The 15,159-nt window shown below is 71.3% G+C and carries 18 protein-coding genes; 7 read left to right on the top strand and 11 right to left on the bottom strand.

Annotation, left to right across the window (positions count from 1 at the left end; all coding sequences use genetic code 11):
- Positions 1-4: 4 nt before the first annotated feature.
- The 6 genes from ND450_RS02965 to ND450_RS02940 form a co-directional block, all read right to left on the bottom strand.
- Positions 5-442, bottom strand: coding sequence for a M48 family metallopeptidase (locus ND450_RS02965; protein WP_253324618.1), 438 nt, complete (start codon positions 440-442; stop codon positions 5-7).
- Positions 439-1,911: a carboxylesterase/lipase family protein gene (locus ND450_RS02960; RefSeq protein WP_253324617.1), complete on the bottom strand. Its 1,473-nt coding sequence runs from the start codon at positions 1,909-1,911 to the stop codon at positions 439-441. The genes ND450_RS02965 and ND450_RS02960 overlap by 4 nt, the downstream gene beginning before the upstream one ends.
- A gap of 40 nt (positions 1,912-1,951) precedes the next feature.
- Complete coding sequence (locus ND450_RS02955) at positions 1,952-2,458, bottom strand: DUF4231 domain-containing protein (RefSeq protein ID WP_253324616.1); 507 nt, start codon at positions 2,456-2,458, stop codon at positions 1,952-1,954.
- 53 nt (positions 2,459-2,511) lie between these two features.
- Positions 2,512-3,480, bottom strand: a complete 969-nt coding sequence (locus ND450_RS02950; protein ID WP_253324615.1) for an NAD(P)-dependent alcohol dehydrogenase — start codon at positions 3,478-3,480, stop codon at positions 2,512-2,514.
- Positions 3,481-3,596: 116 nt separating this feature from the next.
- Positions 3,597-4,190: a VOC family protein gene (locus tag ND450_RS02945; protein ID WP_253324614.1), complete on the bottom strand. Its 594-nt coding sequence runs from the start codon at positions 4,188-4,190 to the stop codon at positions 3,597-3,599.
- A gap of 29 nt (positions 4,191-4,219) precedes the next feature.
- The gene (locus ND450_RS02940) at positions 4,220-4,666 is read right to left on the bottom strand and encodes a VOC family protein (protein ID WP_253324613.1); all 447 of its coding nucleotides are present in this window, start codon (positions 4,664-4,666) and stop codon (positions 4,220-4,222) included.
- A 104-nt stretch (positions 4,667-4,770) separates the two neighbouring features.
- Here ND450_RS02940 and ND450_RS02935 point away from each other — a divergent pair, with 104 nt between their 5' ends.
- Complete coding sequence (locus ND450_RS02935; RefSeq protein ID WP_253324612.1) at positions 4,771-7,437, top strand: AAA family ATPase; 2,667 nt, start codon at positions 4,771-4,773, stop codon at positions 7,435-7,437.
- Between the two features lie 7 nt (positions 7,438-7,444).
- Here the strand turns inward: ND450_RS02935 and ND450_RS02930 are convergent, their stop codons facing one another.
- The 5 genes from ND450_RS02930 to ND450_RS02910 all read right to left on the bottom strand — a co-directional run bounded on the left by ND450_RS02930 (position 7,445) and on the right by ND450_RS02910 (position 12,346).
- Positions 7,445-8,428 carry a hypothetical protein gene (locus tag ND450_RS02930; protein WP_253324611.1) on the bottom strand — a complete coding sequence of 328 codons (984 nt, stop codon included), beginning with the start codon at positions 8,426-8,428 and terminating at the stop codon, positions 7,445-7,447.
- A gap of 97 nt (positions 8,429-8,525) precedes the next feature.
- A complete protein-coding gene (locus tag ND450_RS02925; protein WP_253324610.1) occupies positions 8,526-9,485 on the bottom strand; it encodes a DUF3466 family protein in 960 nt (319 codons plus the stop codon).
- 147 nt (positions 9,486-9,632) lie between these two features.
- On the bottom strand, positions 9,633-10,379 hold the full coding sequence (locus tag ND450_RS02920) for an SDR family oxidoreductase (RefSeq protein WP_253324609.1): 747 nt from the start codon (positions 10,377-10,379) through the stop codon (positions 9,633-9,635).
- Positions 10,380-10,447: 68 nt separating this feature from the next.
- The gene (locus ND450_RS02915) at positions 10,448-11,314 is read right to left on the bottom strand and encodes an RNA polymerase sigma-70 factor (protein WP_253324608.1); all 867 of its coding nucleotides are present in this window, start codon (positions 11,312-11,314) and stop codon (positions 10,448-10,450) included.
- Positions 11,315-11,377: 63 nt separating this feature from the next.
- Complete coding sequence (locus ND450_RS02910) at positions 11,378-12,346, bottom strand: hypothetical protein (protein WP_253324607.1); 969 nt, start codon at positions 12,344-12,346, stop codon at positions 11,378-11,380.
- Between the two features lie 122 nt (positions 12,347-12,468).
- Here ND450_RS02910 and ND450_RS02905 point away from each other — a divergent pair, with 122 nt between their 5' ends.
- The 6 genes from ND450_RS02905 (at position 12,469) to ND450_RS02880 (ending at position 15,144) form a co-directional block, all read left to right on the top strand.
- On the top strand, positions 12,469-12,975 hold the full coding sequence (locus tag ND450_RS02905) for a DinB family protein (RefSeq protein ID WP_253324606.1): 507 nt from the start codon (positions 12,469-12,471) through the stop codon (positions 12,973-12,975).
- A 147-nt stretch (positions 12,976-13,122) separates the two neighbouring features.
- Positions 13,123-13,377, top strand: coding sequence for an enolase C-terminal domain-like protein (locus ND450_RS02900; RefSeq protein WP_253324605.1), 255 nt, complete (start codon positions 13,123-13,125; stop codon positions 13,375-13,377).
- The gene (locus ND450_RS02895) at positions 13,314-13,676 is read left to right on the top strand and encodes an enolase C-terminal domain-like protein (protein ID WP_253324604.1); all 363 of its coding nucleotides are present in this window, start codon (positions 13,314-13,316) and stop codon (positions 13,674-13,676) included. The genes ND450_RS02900 and ND450_RS02895 overlap by 64 nt, the downstream gene beginning before the upstream one ends.
- A 2-nt stretch (positions 13,677-13,678) precedes the next feature.
- Positions 13,679-13,966, top strand: coding sequence for a muconolactone Delta-isomerase (gene catC, locus ND450_RS02890; protein WP_253324603.1), 288 nt, complete (start codon positions 13,679-13,681; stop codon positions 13,964-13,966).
- Entirely contained in the window at positions 13,963-14,706 is a 744-nt protein-coding gene (locus ND450_RS02885) for an adenylyltransferase/cytidyltransferase family protein (protein ID WP_253324602.1), read from the top strand. Before catC ends, ND450_RS02885 begins: the two co-directional genes overlap by 4 nt.
- A 24-nt stretch (positions 14,707-14,730) precedes the next feature.
- On the top strand, positions 14,731-15,144 hold the full coding sequence (locus tag ND450_RS02880; RefSeq protein ID WP_089919825.1) for a hypothetical protein: 414 nt from the start codon (positions 14,731-14,733) through the stop codon (positions 15,142-15,144).
- Positions 15,145-15,159: the final 15 nt, after the last annotated feature.

Raw genomic sequence — 15,159 nt, 5'->3', positions numbered from 1 at the left:
CCGCCTAAACGTCCGCCAGCTCCCCGCCGAAGGCAGCCGCCAGCCGCAGCCACGGCGCGGCCTCCTCCGGCCGGCCCTGCCGTTGCAGCGTCCGCCCCAGCAGCAGGTGCGCGTAGTGCTCGACCGGGTCGCGGTCCACGATCTCGCGCAGCTGCGTCTCGGCCTTGCCGAGCTGCGCCGAGTGGTAGTACGCGCGGGCCAGCAGCAGGCGGAGGTCCGTCTGGAACGGCACCTCGCCGGCGACGTCGGCCAGCAGTTCGGCGGCCCGGATGTAGTCACCGGACTCGAACACCAGCTGTCCGCGCTCCCACTTCTCGGCGGGAGTCTCGACGTGGCCCTCGTCGAACAGGTGCCTCACGGTCACCCAGCGGTCCGCCGCCACCCCACCAGGCCGGAAGCTGCTGAAACCCGTGCTGTCGTGCACCGAGAACTCGTTGTTCATCGATCCTCCCTTCCGGCCCGTACAACGTCTTGCAGGGCAAGGTATTCCCAGGTGTGGTCCTGCCAGATCCGCCGCGACCGCTCCTGCGGGTAGGCGGTGACCGAGTCCTCGACGTCGAACACCCGCGTCAGGCGGTCCGCGGCGTAGGCGGGCCACCCCGGGTCGCCGTGCACCGCGAAGCCCGTCCACGCCTGCCGCAGGTGGTCGGACACCTGGTGCGCCTCGGGTATGACCTCGCCGAGCACAGCGGACGACTGCCCGCGGTCGACGTTGCCGAACACCAGCGGCACGTCGATGCCGTGGCACGCGCGGAACGTCTCGGTCGGCGACCAGGCCACCACGTAGACGTGCGCCCGGCCGCCTCCTGCCACCTGTGCCTCCGCGAGGTGCAGCGACGGCATGCGGAAGAGCCAGTCGGAGCAGACCAGTTCGAACAGTTCCTCCGGCTCCAGGTCCGGGTAGGCGAGGCCGGGCGCGAACACCGCTGCCGCCTCCGCCGCCTGCTCCGGCGTCACGCGGCCTACCAAGCCCTCCAGCACGGACAGCAGGCGTTGCTCGTGCAGCGTGTGCCCGCAGACCAGCTCGACGTCCCGTGCCGCGCCCGCTCTCAGCGCTTCCCACGGCGTCACCGGGAGGACGTCGCCGTCGACCACGGGCGCGAACGGGATCCTCTTGTGCGCGGCCTGACCCCACCTCGAGACCTCGTGCATCCGAGCCATGACCTCGTCGCCCGCTGCGGGCAGGAGTTCCGGTTCCACAGTGGACAGATCGGCGGCGGTGGGGCGCAGCCCGAGTTCGGCGGCGCAGGAGGCGGCGATGTCGGCGGCCAGCTCCCTGCTGAAGAACACGCCCGGCACGCTGCTCGCGATCGCCCGGTGGAACAGGCCTTTCGCGCGCGGCATGGCGAGAAGTGCCGCCACCGAACCGCCTCCCGCCGACTGCCCGAAGACCGTCACGCGGCCCGGATCGCCGCCGAACGCGCGGATGTTGTCGCGCACCCACTCCAGTGCCGCGACCTGGTCCAGCAACCCGCGGTTCGCCGGTGCGCCCTCGATCTGCCCGAAACCCTCGATGCCGACGCGGTAGTTGAAGGTCACGACCACCACGCCGCCGGACGCCAGCCGCGTGCCGTCGTACTCGGGCAGTCCGGACGTGCCGACCGTGTAGGCGCCGCCCTGGATCCACACCATCACCGGCAGGTCAGCGGTGAGATCGGGCGACCAGACGTTCAGCGTCAGCCAGTCGTGCCCCGCGGACCCGATGGTGTCCATGCCGAACACCCCGGCCTGCGGTGGCGGCGGCCCGAACTCCAGCGCGTCCCGCACGCCGTCCCACGGCTCGACCGGCTGCGGCGCGGCGAACCGCCGGGGGCCGACCGGCGGCGCGGCGAACGGGATGCCCCGGAACACCGCCGTCCCCGACCCGGTGGCGCCACGAACCGTTCCCCCGGTGACCCGAACCTCGACCATGCGCGGATGGTGGCCCGATCGCCCGCGGAAAGCGAGGGAATTACGTCTTGGCGCCGTTCAGGTCCGGGAACGCGACGTCCTTGAAGTACGTCGTCGCCTCCTGCCGCCGCAGCTCACCGAGCTTGTCGATGAACGCGCACGCGGCCTTTTCCTGCACCGCCCGTTGCTCGGCGTCCTCGCTCACGGGGAAGTTGCCCGGCGCCGTCTTCCACTCCAGGTACGCGGCGGTGACGGCCATCTCGCTGTTGCGCAGCAGGATCCACGACTGGTCCCAGCGGTAGAACGCGCGCAGCCCGGTGAGGCCGGCGACGACCACGCCCGCGAGCGAGATGACCACCTCCTTGCTCGCGTAGTCGAGGCTCGTCAGCACCGGCAGCGAGGCGCCGACGAGGATCACCAGCATCCCGCTGATCCGGTAGAAGCGCCGGTGCCAGCGGGCCCGGACGTCGTAGAACGTCCGCAACCACATGGCGTACGCGTCCGCGGTCGCGACCACGCCGTCGTTCATCTCCGCGATGCGCCTCGGAAAGATCGGGATGGTCCTCATCTGGTCCCCCCTCGCCCGAAAACGGCTTCCCGATGCGCAGAGTAGGGGACGAGTCAGGCCGTGACGACGACTTTCGCCCGCGCGTGCTCCGATTCCACGTGGCGGATCGCGTCCGGCGCGTCGGTCAGCGGGTAGGTCCGCTCGATCACCGGCACCAGCTCCCCCGACTCGGCCAGCTCGCGCAGCGCGGCCAGGTTCTCCTTGCTGGGCTTGGCTTCCAGCACGACGAGCCGCTGCCGGGTGAACGACGACAACACCTTGCCCTGGATGATCAACCGGTACGGGCCGAACAGCACGCCGCCGGTGAAGCTACCGCCTCCGGACAGCACCAGCGTGCCGTCCGGGGTGAGCAACGACCGCAGCTCGCTCATCGACCTGTTCCCCACCAGGTCGAACACGACGTCGTAGACCTGCCCGGTGCGGGTGAAGTCCGTCGTCCGGTAGTCGACGACGTGGTCCGCGCCGGCCGAACGGACCTGCTCGACGTTGCGCGTGCTGCACACCCCGGTCACGACGGCCTTGCGCGCCTTGGCGATCTGCACCGCCATCAGCCCGACCCCGCCGGACGCGCCGTTGATCAGCACCTTCTGCCCCGCCTGGAGCTCCCGCAGGCCCATCCACGCGGTGTTGCCCGCCAGCGGCAGCGTCGCCGTCTGCTCGAACGTGAGGTTGGAGGGCTTGTGCGCCACCAGGTGTGCGGGCACCCGGACGTACTCGGCGAACGCCCCCTCGACCTCGCCGAACACCTCGTCCCCCACCTGGACCATGCCGCTGACCCCGGGCCCGACCTCCTCGACCACACCCGCGAAGTCCATCCCCCTGATCCGCGCCCTGGGCCCCCTGAGCCCCAGGAACAGCCGGGCGAAGTACGGGTCGCCGCGCATGACGTGCCAGTCGGCGGCGTTCACCGACGACGCCCGCACCCGCACCAGCACCTCGCCGGCCGCGGGCACGGGCCGGTCCACCTCTCTCAGCTCCAGCACGTCCGCGGAGCCGTACCTGTCCTGCACGATGGCCTTCATCGCGTCCTCCCTCGCTTGCGGGAGAAGGTAAAGCGCGGGAACGCCCTCGCACATCCGGGACGTTCCCTAGGTCGTGTCCCGGGGCGCGACCTGGTGCCCACCGACATAACTCGGACCTATCGCGGGAGCTGCTCGCCCGTCTGCTCCTTGACCAGGTACTCGGCGTACCACTCGGGCCAGTTCTCGTCGTACTCGCCGCCGTTGCGCTTCTCGTGCTCGCCGTGGGCCACCGCGGCCCTGCGCAGCGCCGCGGCCACGTCGGCGATCGACGCGTAGGACGTCTCACCGGGCTCGATGCGGCCGGGCAGGCGGGTCGTGACCTCCTGCAGGACCCAGGTGTTGCCGTCCGGGTCGGCGAACTCGGCGCGGGTGACGTAGCTGCGGCGCTCGGGGTCCGCGCCCTCGACGGGGCCGTCCGGCGTCGGGTGGTAGAGCGGGCCGACCTCGATCCCCGCGGCCACCAGGGCCTCGTGCGCTCCGACGACGTCCGAGACGACCAGGAAGTGCCGGCCTGAACCGGGTTCGGCGGTCGTGACGCCCTCGCCGAAGTGGATGGAGGCGTCGGAGCCGCGCGGGGTGAACTGGACGACCCACGGCGGCGTGACGTCCTGGCGCCAGCCGAGTTTGGTGTAGAAGGCTTTGGCGCGCTCCACGTCCGTGACGGGGATGACGGTGACTTCGAGCTTCATGTCGATCTGGTCGAGCTTCACGGCAGTGCTTCCTTCGCGGTAGTCGGTCATCACACACGTCCCGGGAGGCGCGTCGTGACCTCCTGGAGCACCCAGCCGTTGCCGTCCGGGTCGCTGAACGAGGCGAACGAGCCGTAGCTGGTGCGGGCGAGGTCCGGGCCGGAGATCCGGCCGGTGGTGCCGGCGTGGTGGAAGACGCCGGTCTTGTCGTGGAAGACCTCGCTGACCCGCACGCCGCGTTCGGCGAGGTCCTCGCGGGCCGCCTCGATGTCGTCGACGACCAGGTGCAGGCCCTCGGCGCTGCCCGGTTCGGCGTTCGAGACGCCGGTGCCGAAGATGATCGAGGCGGGCGAGCCGGGCGGGGTGAACTGGACCAGGCGGTAGCCCTCGTCGTCGGCGAACTCGGCGTCGAAGCGCCAGCCCAGCGCCCTGTAGAAGTGCACGGCCCGGTCGACGTCGCCGACCGGGATGACGGTCACCTCGAACTTGTAGTCCATCGGGGTTCATCTCCTTCGGTTGATGACACGAGACTGCTCCCGCAGGGGGCCGCTTCGAACCCGTGGAACACCCTGGTCACCCCCTGGCCCGTAGGCTCGGGCCCGTGTCGGACGAAGGTCTGCTCGGCAGAAGCGCCGAGGGCGAGGCGCTGGATCGGCTGCTCACGCGGGCGCGGTCCGGCGCTGGTCAGGTGCTCGTGCTGCGCGGTGAGGCCGGGATCGGCAAGACCGCGCTGCTCGACCGGGTGTCGGCGAGGGCCTCGGGTTTCCGCGTCGCGCGGGCCGCGGGCGTCGAGTCCGAGAGCGCGTTCCCGTACGCCGGGCTGCACCAGCTGTGCGTGCCGTTCCTCGACCGGCTGGACCGGCTGCCCGCGCCGCAGCGCGAGGCGCTCGGCACCGCGTTCGGGATGGCCTCCGGCCCGCGCCCGACGCGGTTCCTGGTCGGGCTGGCGGTGCTGACGCTGCTCGCCGAGGTCGCCGACGAGCAGCCGCTGGTCTGCCTGGTGGACGACGCGCAGTGGCTCGACTCCATGTCCTCGGCGGTGCTCGGGTTCGTCGCCCGCCGGTTGCTCGCCGAACGGATCGCGCTGGTCTTCGTGCTGCGCGAGACCAACGACTACCTCGACGGACTGCCCGAGCTGTTCGTGCGCGGCCTGGACGACGCGGACGCGCGGGCGTTGCTCGAGTCCGTGGTCAAGGGGCCGGTGGACGGCCGGGTGCGCGACCGGATCGTCGCCGAGGCGCGGGGCAACCCGCTGGCGTTGCTCGAGCTGCCCCGCGCGTGGACCGCGGCCGAGCTCGCCGACGGGCTCGACGCCGAGCCGCTGACCAGCCGCATCGAGGCCGGGTTCGCCCGGCAGATCGCGCCGCTGCCCGCCGGCACCCGGCTGCTGATGCTGACCGCGGCCGCCGAACCGCTGGGCGACGCGACCCTGCTCTGGCAGGCGGCCGGCCTGCTCGGACTGGGCGCCGACCCCGCCGCCGCCGCGCTCGAGACCGGGCTGATCGAGTTCGGCGCGCGCGTCCGGTTCCGGCACCCGCTCGTGCGCTCCGCCGTGTACCGCTCGGCGTCCACTTCGGACCGGCTGCGCGTGCACCAGGCGCTGGCCGACGTGACCGATCCGGCCATCGACCCGGACCGCCGCGCGTGGCACCGGGCGCAGGGCACCGCCGCGCCGGACGAGGAGGTCGCGGCCGCGCTGGAGAACACCGCCGGTCGCGCACAGGCCCGTGGCGGGTTGCTGGCCGCGGCCGCGTTCCTCGAACAGGCCGCCGTGCTCACCCCCGAACCCGGCCGCCGGGCCGCCCGCGAGCTCGCCGCCGCACGGGCCAAGCGCGACGCGGGCGCATTGGACGCGTCGCTGCGGTTGTTGTCCGCGGTCGAGGCGGGGCCGCCGGACGAGCTGCGCAGCGCCCAGGTCGAGCACCTGCGCGGGCACATCGCGTTCGACCGGCGTCAGGTCGCCGAGGCCGCTCCCCTGCTGTTCAGCGCGGCCCGCAGGCTGACGCCGTTCGACGCGGACCTGGCCCGCGAGACCCATCTGGAAGCGCTCTCCGCGTCGATCTGGGCCGGTGCGCCGCTCGCCGACGCCGCCCGCAGCGCTCCCCCGGCACGCACCCCGGCCTGCGCCCTGGACCTGGTGCTCGACGCGTTGACGACCCGCATCACGTCGGGCTACGCGGACGCCGTGCCGCTGATGACGCGCGCCCTGGACGAGCTGCGCGCGGTGAAGGTCGGCGCCGACGACGTCAGCCGCGCGCCGTGGCTGTTCGGCAACCGCGCCGGCGGGATCGTCGCGACGGAGCTGTGGGACTTCGACACCCGCCGCGCGTTCGCCCAGCAGCAGGTGCGCCTGTCGCGGGACGCGGGCGCGCTCGTGCAGCTGCAGTTCGCGCTGAACTTCCTGGCGGACAACGAACTCCTCGCAGGCGACCCCGCCGCCGCGCAGGCGTTGATCGAGGAGGACCGCCGCATCGCGGAGGTCACCGGCACCCCGCCCGTCGGCTACGCGTTGCTGCTGCAGGCCGCCTACCGCGGCGAGGACCTGGCCACCGCGGCACGGGAGGAGGCCCTGCGCGACGGGCAGGGCCGGCTGGCCGTGATCGCCGACTGGACCGCCGCGATCCTCCACAACGGACTGGGCCGCCACGACCTGGCCCGCGACGCCGCACTGCGCGTGCCCGACACCCTCGTCTACAGCTGCCTGATCACGTCCGAACTGGCCGAGGCGGCCTCCCGCACCGGCGACACGGCACTGGTCTCCCAAGCCCTGCAACGCTCTTCGGGCTGGGTCGACACCCACTGGTCGTCGGGGATCACGGCCCGGCTCCGCGCGTTGAACGGCGACCCCGGCGCCTTCGCCGAGTCGATCGCGCACTTCGAACAGACGGCCCTGCGCGGCGAACTCGGTCGCTCGCACCTGCTCTACGGCGAGTGGCTGCGCCGCGAGGGTCAGCGCGTCGAGGCCCGCGAACACCTCCGCACCGCACACGAGCTGCTTGTGGCGTCAGGGATGTCGGCCTTCGCCGACCGCGCGGTGCGGGAACTGCACGCCACCGGCGAGACAGCCCGCAAGCGCACCGCCGAGCCCACCGACGAGCTGACCTCGCAGGAGTACCAGATCGCGCGGCTGGCGCGGGAGGGGTACTCGAACCCGGAGATCGGGACACGGCTGTTCCTCAGCCCGCGCACCGTGGAATGGCACCTGCGCAAGGTGTTCGGGAAGGTGGGGGTGACCTCGCGCCGGCAGTTGCGCGACGCGAGGTTCTGAACTCAGGTCAGCTGACGACCCACTTGTACGCGCGGTCGCTCGCCGTCCCCACGATCACACCGCTGTTGTTGATGTCGATGGATTCCACGCGGTCAGCGCCTTCGGGAAGTCCGAGCGCGAGTTCGTCGCCGTCCTTGGTCCAGCGGTACGGGCGCGGTCCGCTCTCCCCAGGGCTCCACCCGACCGCCACACCCTGGTCGTTGATGCTCTGCGGCTCGGCGTCAGGGCCGTACCTGTTCATCGACCCGTCAGCGTTCCAACGAACGCCGAACGTTCCCTCCTCATTCGAGATCCTGCCGGTGCCGACCACGTCACCGTGCCGGTTCACCGCATACGCCCTGGTCGGTTCGCCGTCGGCCATCCTGGGGAGCGAGGTCACGCTGCCATCGGGGTTCCACCGCACCGCCAGGATGTTCAGCTCACTGCCGGAAACGAGTCCGCTCACGTATCCGTTCGGCGAAGCGTCCGTCACATAGCCCCAGGTGGCTCCCTGCGGCAGCTTCATGCTCGTGAGGATGCCGTTCGGCCGCCACCTCACCGGAATCTGCTTGCCGTCCTCGCTGGTGGCAGTGCCGTAGGCCGTCCCGAAGTCGTCGATCGCGGTTGCTCGCGCGGTGCTGAAACCGAACGGGACGCTCAGCAGTACGTAGGTCCCGTCCGGGTTGAACCGGATGGGCACGATACGCGAGGACACAGAGGTGGAGCCTACGGCGGCACCGAGGTTGTTGACCTTGTAAAGCCTGGTGACATAGCTTTGCGGGCCGACCAGTTCGGACGCGCCGTTGCCGTCGAACTTCACGGCGCGGAGCACGTTGTTCCCGAAGGAAGCACCCACCGCGACGCCCGAGTCGTTGATCGAGTACACCCGGTTGCCGGTAGCGCCCGGCAGACCGCCCAGGTCCGTGATCGTGATGTCCGCGTGGGCCGGCGCGGTGACGGCCGCGGTGGCCAGAAGTGCCGCGGACAGCGCGAAGAAGAGTCTTCGACTCATTTCAATCCCCCAAGAGTTCGTGAGCCGTGCGGTGGCCACGATATAGAGGGGATGATCGCGTTGGCCAGCGTTCTGGGAGGCAGCCGTGACGCTCAGGTCAGCCGACGGTCCACTTGACGGCGCGTGATCCCGCGGATCCCACGACCACGCCGTTGTTGTTGATGTCCTGCGCACTCGCGGTGGAATCTCCCGCGGGGAATCCGAGCTCGAGCCTGCTGCCCGACTTCTCGTGGAGGACGGGCACCTGGTCGCCGTTCACCACGACGGAGCCGACCACCGTGCCGTGGTCGTTGATGCCCGTGGGACCGAAGCCCTGTTCGTACTTGTTCAACGAGCCGTCGGCGTTCCACCGCACGCCCCACGCGCTGAAACCGGCGTCCAGTGCGGCCCCGGCCACCTCGCCGAGCTGGTTGACGGCGGTCGCCCAGGCCGCCTGGTCGACCGCCAGTCCACTGAGGACGGTCGCGCTGCCGTCCGGGTTCCACCGCACGGCCGTCGTCGGGATGGTGGGACCGGAGACGCGTCCGACCACGTACCCGTTCGCGGAGGCGTCCTTCAGGTCGGCCCCGTTCGCACCGGCCGGAAGCACCATCGCCGTGACGGCACCGGCTGGGCTCCAGGCCACCGGGACCTGGCGGCGGCCTTCGGTGGCAACGCCGTACACAGTGCCGGAATCGCTGATCGCCTGCCCGATCGCGCCGGTGAAGCCGGCGGGCGTGGGGAGCACGACGTGCGTGCCGTCCGCGTTGAACCGGAGTGCTCGACTCCCGGACTTGTCCGTGGTGGTGCCCACGGCGATGCCGCTGCTGTTGACCGCCTCCACCGCTGTGTCGGCGTTGGCCGGCCCCACGAGCTCGACCGCACCGCCGTTGCCGTCGTAGCGCACCCCACGGGTCGGCACGCCGCTGCTGTACGCGATACCGACCGCGGCACCGGCGTCGTTGACCGACGTGGCGACGTGCCGACCGCCGGACGGCAGCGCGCCCAGGTCGGTGATCGTCGTGGCCGCGTGCGCCGGTGTGCTGACGACCGCGGCTGCCAGAAGTGCGGCAGACAACGCGAAAGAAGCTCTTGCACTCATCTCGTCCCCCAGAAGTCGGTGAGTTCAACGACGAGGAACGTAGCCAGACGAGGTCGAGATGACCAAGCACGACGTCCGCAGATGAACAGGGGGCCGCACCCCGTTCATCCGCGGTGGCGCCGGTCAGTTCCCGGCGTCGAGCCACTCCCGCAGGCTGGTCGGCTGCAGCTGCGCGCCGGCGTTCGGCACGAGCTGCCTGCCCGTCAGGAACGTGCCGAAGTACTTGGCCCGCGGGTCGCCCACGACCTCGCGCTCGTCCTGGCGGTGCGCCAGAACCGTGCGCACCCAACCGTCCATTGTGAACTCCTCCGGCCCGCCGATCTCCAGCACGCCACCGATCGGCGCGGTCGCGGCGGTCCTGCCGACCACGGCGGCGACGTCGGAGGCCGCGACCGGCTGGACGCCGCCGTGCGGGAGGCGCACGACGCCGTCCTGCTCGGCGGAGTTCGCGATGGCGCCCGCGAACTCGAAGAACTGGGTGGCGCGGACGATCGAGTACGTGAGGCCCGACTCCCTGATGAGCTCCTCCTGCGCCACCTTCGCGCGCAGGTAGCCGGACTCGGGCAGCTCGTCCGTGCCGACGATCGACAGCGCGACGTAGTGGCCGACGCCCGCCGCGGCGGCGGCCTTGGTCAGGTTCGTGGTGGCCGTGGTGAAGAAGTTCATCACGTCGTCGTCAGCGAACGACGGCGAGTTCGACACGTCCACCAGCACGTCGGCGCTCTTCAGCACCTCCTCGACGCCTTCACCGGTCAGCGTGTTCACGCCGCTGTTCGGGGACGCGGGCACGGCGTCGTGGCCGTGCTCGCCGAGCCGCTTCACGACCTGGCTGCCGATCAACCCGGTGCCGCCGATGACAACGATCCTCATGGGTCCATCCCTCTCGTGTTCGGGTGTTCACGAGCTAAGACAGGACAGGCCCCGAGGTTGTGACAGCCCTACTGGAACGCTCCCAGCTTCGACGGGTTGACCAGCCACAACACCTGGTCGATGCCCTCGGAGGAGGCGGAGACGGTGATCACCGCGTAGGTGCCGTCCTCCTTGCGCAGCCGCACCGCGCTGAGCCCGTTCGCCTCCACGAAAGACGCCTCGGCGCCGGCCCAGAACGACGGCGCCCAGCCCGAGATGATCTTCGCCAGGGAGGCCGCGCCGACCAGCGGGCGACCGGCCGCCCGGATCGCGCCGTTGCTGTCGGACCAGCTCACGACGTCCTGCGCGAACAGCTCCTCCAGCGCCGCCAGGTCACCGGCCTGCGCCGCCGCCACGAACGCCTCCAGCAGCCTGCGCTGGTCCGCGCGTTCGACGGGCACGCGCCGTTCGTCCGCGAGGTGCTTGCGCGCCCGGCTGACCAGCTGCCGCGTCGCGACCTCGCTGGTCCGCACGATCTCGGCGATCTCGCGGTACGGGTAGTCGAACGCCTCGCGCAGCACGTACGCGGCCCGTTCGGTCGGGGTGAGCTTCTCCAGCAGCATCAGCACGGCGAGCTCCAGCACGGCGCCCCGCTCGGCCCCGACCTGCGGGTCCGCGGAGGTGTCCACGGGCTCGGGCAGCCACGGCCCGACGTAGGTCTCGCGGCGGGCCCGCGCGGTCTGCGACTCGTTGATCGCGAGGCGGGTGATCGAGGTCGCCAGGTAGGCCTCGGGATTGCGCACGGCCGCGCGGTCCGCGAGCTGCCAGCGCAGCCACACCTCCTGCACCAGGTCCTCGGCGTCCGCCACGCTGCCGGTCATGCGGTACGCGATGCCGAACAGCCTGGGCCGGGCCGCCTTGAACGCCGACTCGGCCTCGTCGAGCTGCTGCGTCATCAGCCACCTCTCTCCTCACGGCCACCGTAGCGCCGCGAGGAGAGAGGTGTGCTGTGGCGCTTCCTACTCGCAGCTCCAGCGCAGCGGCCCGGAACCCGACTTGCTGAACAACGTCTCGTCGTCACCCGCGACGAAGAGCTCCGACACACCGGAGACCCCGTTCGGCAGCGGCAGCTCGGTCATGAACCTCGTGTCGCGCCAGATCGCCGCCTTGCCCGTCAGCGAGCCGCGCTGACCGGTGACCAGACCGCCGCCGTTGATGGTGTAGGCGGACGCGGCACCCGCGATGCGCTTGATGGCGCCGTTGCCGTCCCACAACAGGCCCTGCGGGCTGGAGAACTCGAACTCGAACTGGTAGCCGACGACCTTGCCGCCCCGGATCGCCTGGACGTACTGGCGCTTGCCCTCGTGCGCGAGCTCCGTCACGACACCGTTGCGCCACAGGCGTCCGCCGTTGCTGCTCGGGTGGCGCAGCAGGACGGTGCCGTCGTCGTCCAGGTCCTGGCTCAGCCCCGCGGACCGCTCGATCACCTGGGGCGCGCCACCGGTCGCCGGCCACAGGAGTCCCACGCCGTCACCGCCCGACGCCGATGTGGCGTTGCCGAGGACGTCGCCGCGTTCGTTGAGCGCGGTGGCGGGGTTGATCTGGTACCCCTCCAGGCCGGGCAGCTCGGTGATCGTGCCGGACGCCTCGTGCGCGTCCTTGTAGAGCAAAGTGGCCGTGCGGTCCGGGAAACGGCCGAACAGCAGCACCGTTCCCGACCGGTTCTCGTCGATCACCTGCAGGTCCGTCAGGTCTCCCGGCGCCTGGAGCACTCTCGGCTGCCCGCCGGTCCAGATCACCGCGTCGAACGTGAAGCCCGTGCCTTCGCGCCGCGAGTTGCCCGAGTAGTTGCCGAAGCTGTCCGTTCCCTTCACCGTCGTGAACTTCGGGTCGTGACCGGAAGGCACCGGCACGTCCGACACGACCCACTCGCACGCCGACTGCTCCGCCGCCACCGCGGCGGAAGCCGTGAAAGTCGTGCACCCCAAGAAGATTGCAGCGGTCAGCGCTGATCCACGCATCGTTGATTCCCCCAGAACCACGTAGACGACGCTCTACACCTACACCAAATCCGCGTGCGGCAGAGCCGTTTCGTGAGCAAACTGACGCGGTGATCACCGAACGTCCCAGCCCGCCGCTGCAGGCGGGCGAACGCGAGACCCTGCGCGCGTTCCTCGACTTCCACCGCGCCACCCTCGCGATGAAGTGCGACGGCCTGAGCGACGACGACCTGCGCCGCCGCTCGATGCCGCCGTCCGCGCTGACGTTGCTCGGTCTCGTCCGGCACATGGCCGAGGTGGAGCGCACCTGGTTCCGCAAGGTCATCAACGGCGAGGACCTGCCACTGGTGTGGTCGCGGGACAACGACTACCAGGTCGCCTACGACGCCTCGGACTCCACGCGGTCCGAGGCGTTCGCGGCGTGGCAGGCGGAGGTCGAGCACGCGCGCCGGATCGAACGCGAGGCCGAATCCCTTGACGTGACGGGCTTCCAGCCGCGCTGGGGCGAGGAGGTCTCGCTGCGGCTGGTCATGCACCACCTGTGCCACGAGTACGCGCGGCACAACGGCCACGCGGACTTCCTGCGCGAGGGCATCGACGGCGTCACGGGGGCGTGAGCCCGGCCGCCGCGGGTGGCAGGTCGGCCTGGGCGAGCGTGATCCCGCGGTCCGGCACCACGCCGAAGTGCGTGATCTGCCGGCCCGCGCGGAGCTCGGTGATCCAGTTCGCCGCTGCTCGGCGGGCTCGCGCGCACGTCGATCCCGGTGACGTGGGCGCTCGGCACCGAGCCGGCCGCCGTCGTCATCGAGGAGGCGATGGCCAAGCTCGACGCCGGGCACCGCAGCTTCAAGCTCAAGATGGGCGCGCAGGACCCCGCCGACGACGTGCGGCGCGTGTGCGCGATCGCGGAGAAGCTGGCCGGCGTCGCGGGCGTGCGAGTGAACATCAACGCGCGGTGGGACCGGCTCACGTCGTTGCGCTACCTGCCCAGCTCGCCGACGCGCTGCCGATCCCGGTGATGGCGGACGAGTCGCTGCGCGCGACCGCCGCGATGGCATCGATCGCCGCCGCGGCGGGTATTCCGTGTCACGGCGGCACCTCGATCGAGAGCCCGGTCGGCACGGCGGCGTCGCTGCACCTCGCCTGCGCCTCTCCGGCCGTGACGTGGGGCAGCGAGCTGTTCGGGCCGTTGCTCATGCGCGAGGAGCTGCTGACCACGCCGCTGCGCTACGACGGCGGCGACCTGCACCTGCCGGTCGGTCCGGGGCTCGGCGTCGAGCTGGACCCCGCGGCCGTCGCGGCCTTCACCAGGAGGTGACCGTGCTCTTCCACGTGCGGATGGACGTCTCGCTGCCCCACGACCTGGACCCGAACCGCCGCGCCGAGCTGGTGCGCGCGGAGAAGGACCGGGCGCTGGAGCTGCAGAAGATGGGCGTGTGGCCCCACCTGTGGCGGGTGGTCGGGCAGTACAGCAACATCAGCGTCTTCGACGTGCCCACCCACGACGAGCTGCACGCGTTCCTGTCGTCGCTGCCGTTGTGGGAGTTCATGCGGGTCGAGGTGACACCGCTCGCGACCCATCCTTCCGATCTGGCGGCCCAACCATGACGGCAGTCCGTGAACGCGTCGTGTGGCGCTCTCTCACCGAGGTGCCCGCCTCCTGGCCGGGGTGCGTGGTGACGATAGGGGTGTTCGACGGCGTCCACCGAGGTCACGCGCACCTGATCGCGACCGCGCGCGAGGTCGCCGGGGACCGGCCGGTGGTGCTGGTGACGTTCGACCCGCACCCGGCCCGGGTGCTCGGGCTGCCGCGGGACACATCCGCCCTGAGCACCGTCTCCCGGCGAGCCGAGCTCGGCCACCTCCTCGGGGTGGAAGCGGTCCTGGTCCTGCCGTTCACGCCGGCGCTGGCCGCGGTGACGCCCGCGTCGTTCGTGGCGGACGTGCTGGTAGGGGCGTTGCACGCCGAGGCCGTCGTGGTGGGGGCGAACTTCACGTTCGGCCACCGCGGCGCCGGGACCGTGCAGACGCTGCGGGACCTCGGACTCCCGGCCGTCGGCGTCGAACTGGTGCACGGGTGTTCGTCGACGAGGGTGCACGAGCTGGTGCGCAGCGGAGACGTGCGCGCCGCCGCACTCCTCCTGGGCAGACCGCACCGCGTGGAGGGCGTGCGCGCCACCGGCGTCATCGCGGTGCCGCCGGGAACCGCGCTGCCTCCCGACGGCCGCTACACGGGCACCGTGGACGGTCACGCGGTGCAGCTGGTCGTCGCCGCCGGCACGGTGCTGGCCACAGGCCCGGACGGCCCCGCCGCGGTGGAGTTCGCGGACCGATTTACCACCGCCTAACCGGCTTGGACCAGCGTGGGCGGCATGCGCAAAGTCATGTTGCTCCTGCCCGCCGTGGCACTGGCGGCCCTCGCCGGCGTCGGCACGGCCCAGGCCGAGTCGGCTCCGGGATGCGCCGGCACCGTGCAGATCGGGTCCACTGGGTACGTGAAGAAGAACGGCACGATCATCGCGTCGGTCAAGCAGTTCAAGGGCTGCGGCAAGAACTGGGCCTACACCTACGTGTGGGACTCCCACGCCGGGCAGCCGGGCTCGTTCAGCTCCAGCGCCGCGATGGTCGTCAACGGCTCCCGCGACTACAGCAGCAACGTCAACGGGTACAACAAGCAGGACGTGTGGTCCAAGGGCACCAGCACGCTCTCCCAGTGCACCCGCGCGTACGGCGAGGTGTGGGGCGACGGCAACGTCTACTGGGGACAGACCGACGAGCGCTGCTGACGCCGGGGCGTGGAG

Origin of the sequence: Lentzea sp. HUAS12 (assembly GCF_024125735.1) — a bacterium.
In the GTDB taxonomy this organism is placed as follows: Bacteria; Actinomycetota; Actinomycetes; order Mycobacteriales; family Pseudonocardiaceae; genus Lentzea; species Lentzea albida.
Note: the sequence above shows the minus strand (reverse complement) of the source record. Positions and strands in the feature narration are given on the sequence as shown.

Coding starts and splice junctions, on each gene's coding strand:
- ND450_RS02930 (WP_253324611.1), bottom strand. CDS start 8,428: ATGAGTCGAAGACTCTTCTTCGCGCTGTCCGCGGCACTTCTGGCCACC.
- ND450_RS02955 (WP_253324616.1), bottom strand. CDS start 2,458: ATGAGGACCATCCCGATCTTTCCGAGGCGCATCGCGGAGATGAACGAC.
- ND450_RS02920 (WP_253324609.1), bottom strand. CDS start 10,379: ATGAGGATCGTTGTCATCGGCGGCACCGGGTTGATCGGCAGCCAGGTC.
- ND450_RS02880 (WP_089919825.1), top strand. CDS start 14,731: ATGCGCAAAGTCATGTTGCTCCTGCCCGCCGTGGCACTGGCGGCCCTC.
- ND450_RS02965 (WP_253324618.1), bottom strand. CDS start 442: ATGAACAACGAGTTCTCGGTGCACGACAGCACGGGTTTCAGCAGCTTC.
- ND450_RS02950 (WP_253324615.1), bottom strand. CDS start 3,480: ATGAAGGCCATCGTGCAGGACAGGTACGGCTCCGCGGACGTGCTGGAG.
- ND450_RS02940 (WP_253324613.1), bottom strand. CDS start 4,666: ATGGACTACAAGTTCGAGGTGACCGTCATCCCGGTCGGCGACGTCGAC.
- ND450_RS02885 (WP_253324602.1), top strand. CDS start 13,963: ATGACGGCAGTCCGTGAACGCGTCGTGTGGCGCTCTCTCACCGAGGTG.
- ND450_RS02915 (WP_253324608.1), bottom strand. CDS start 11,314: ATGACGCAGCAGCTCGACGAGGCCGAGTCGGCGTTCAAGGCGGCCCGG.
- ND450_RS02960 (WP_253324617.1), bottom strand. CDS start 1,911: ATGGTCGAGGTTCGGGTCACCGGGGGAACGGTTCGTGGCGCCACCGGG.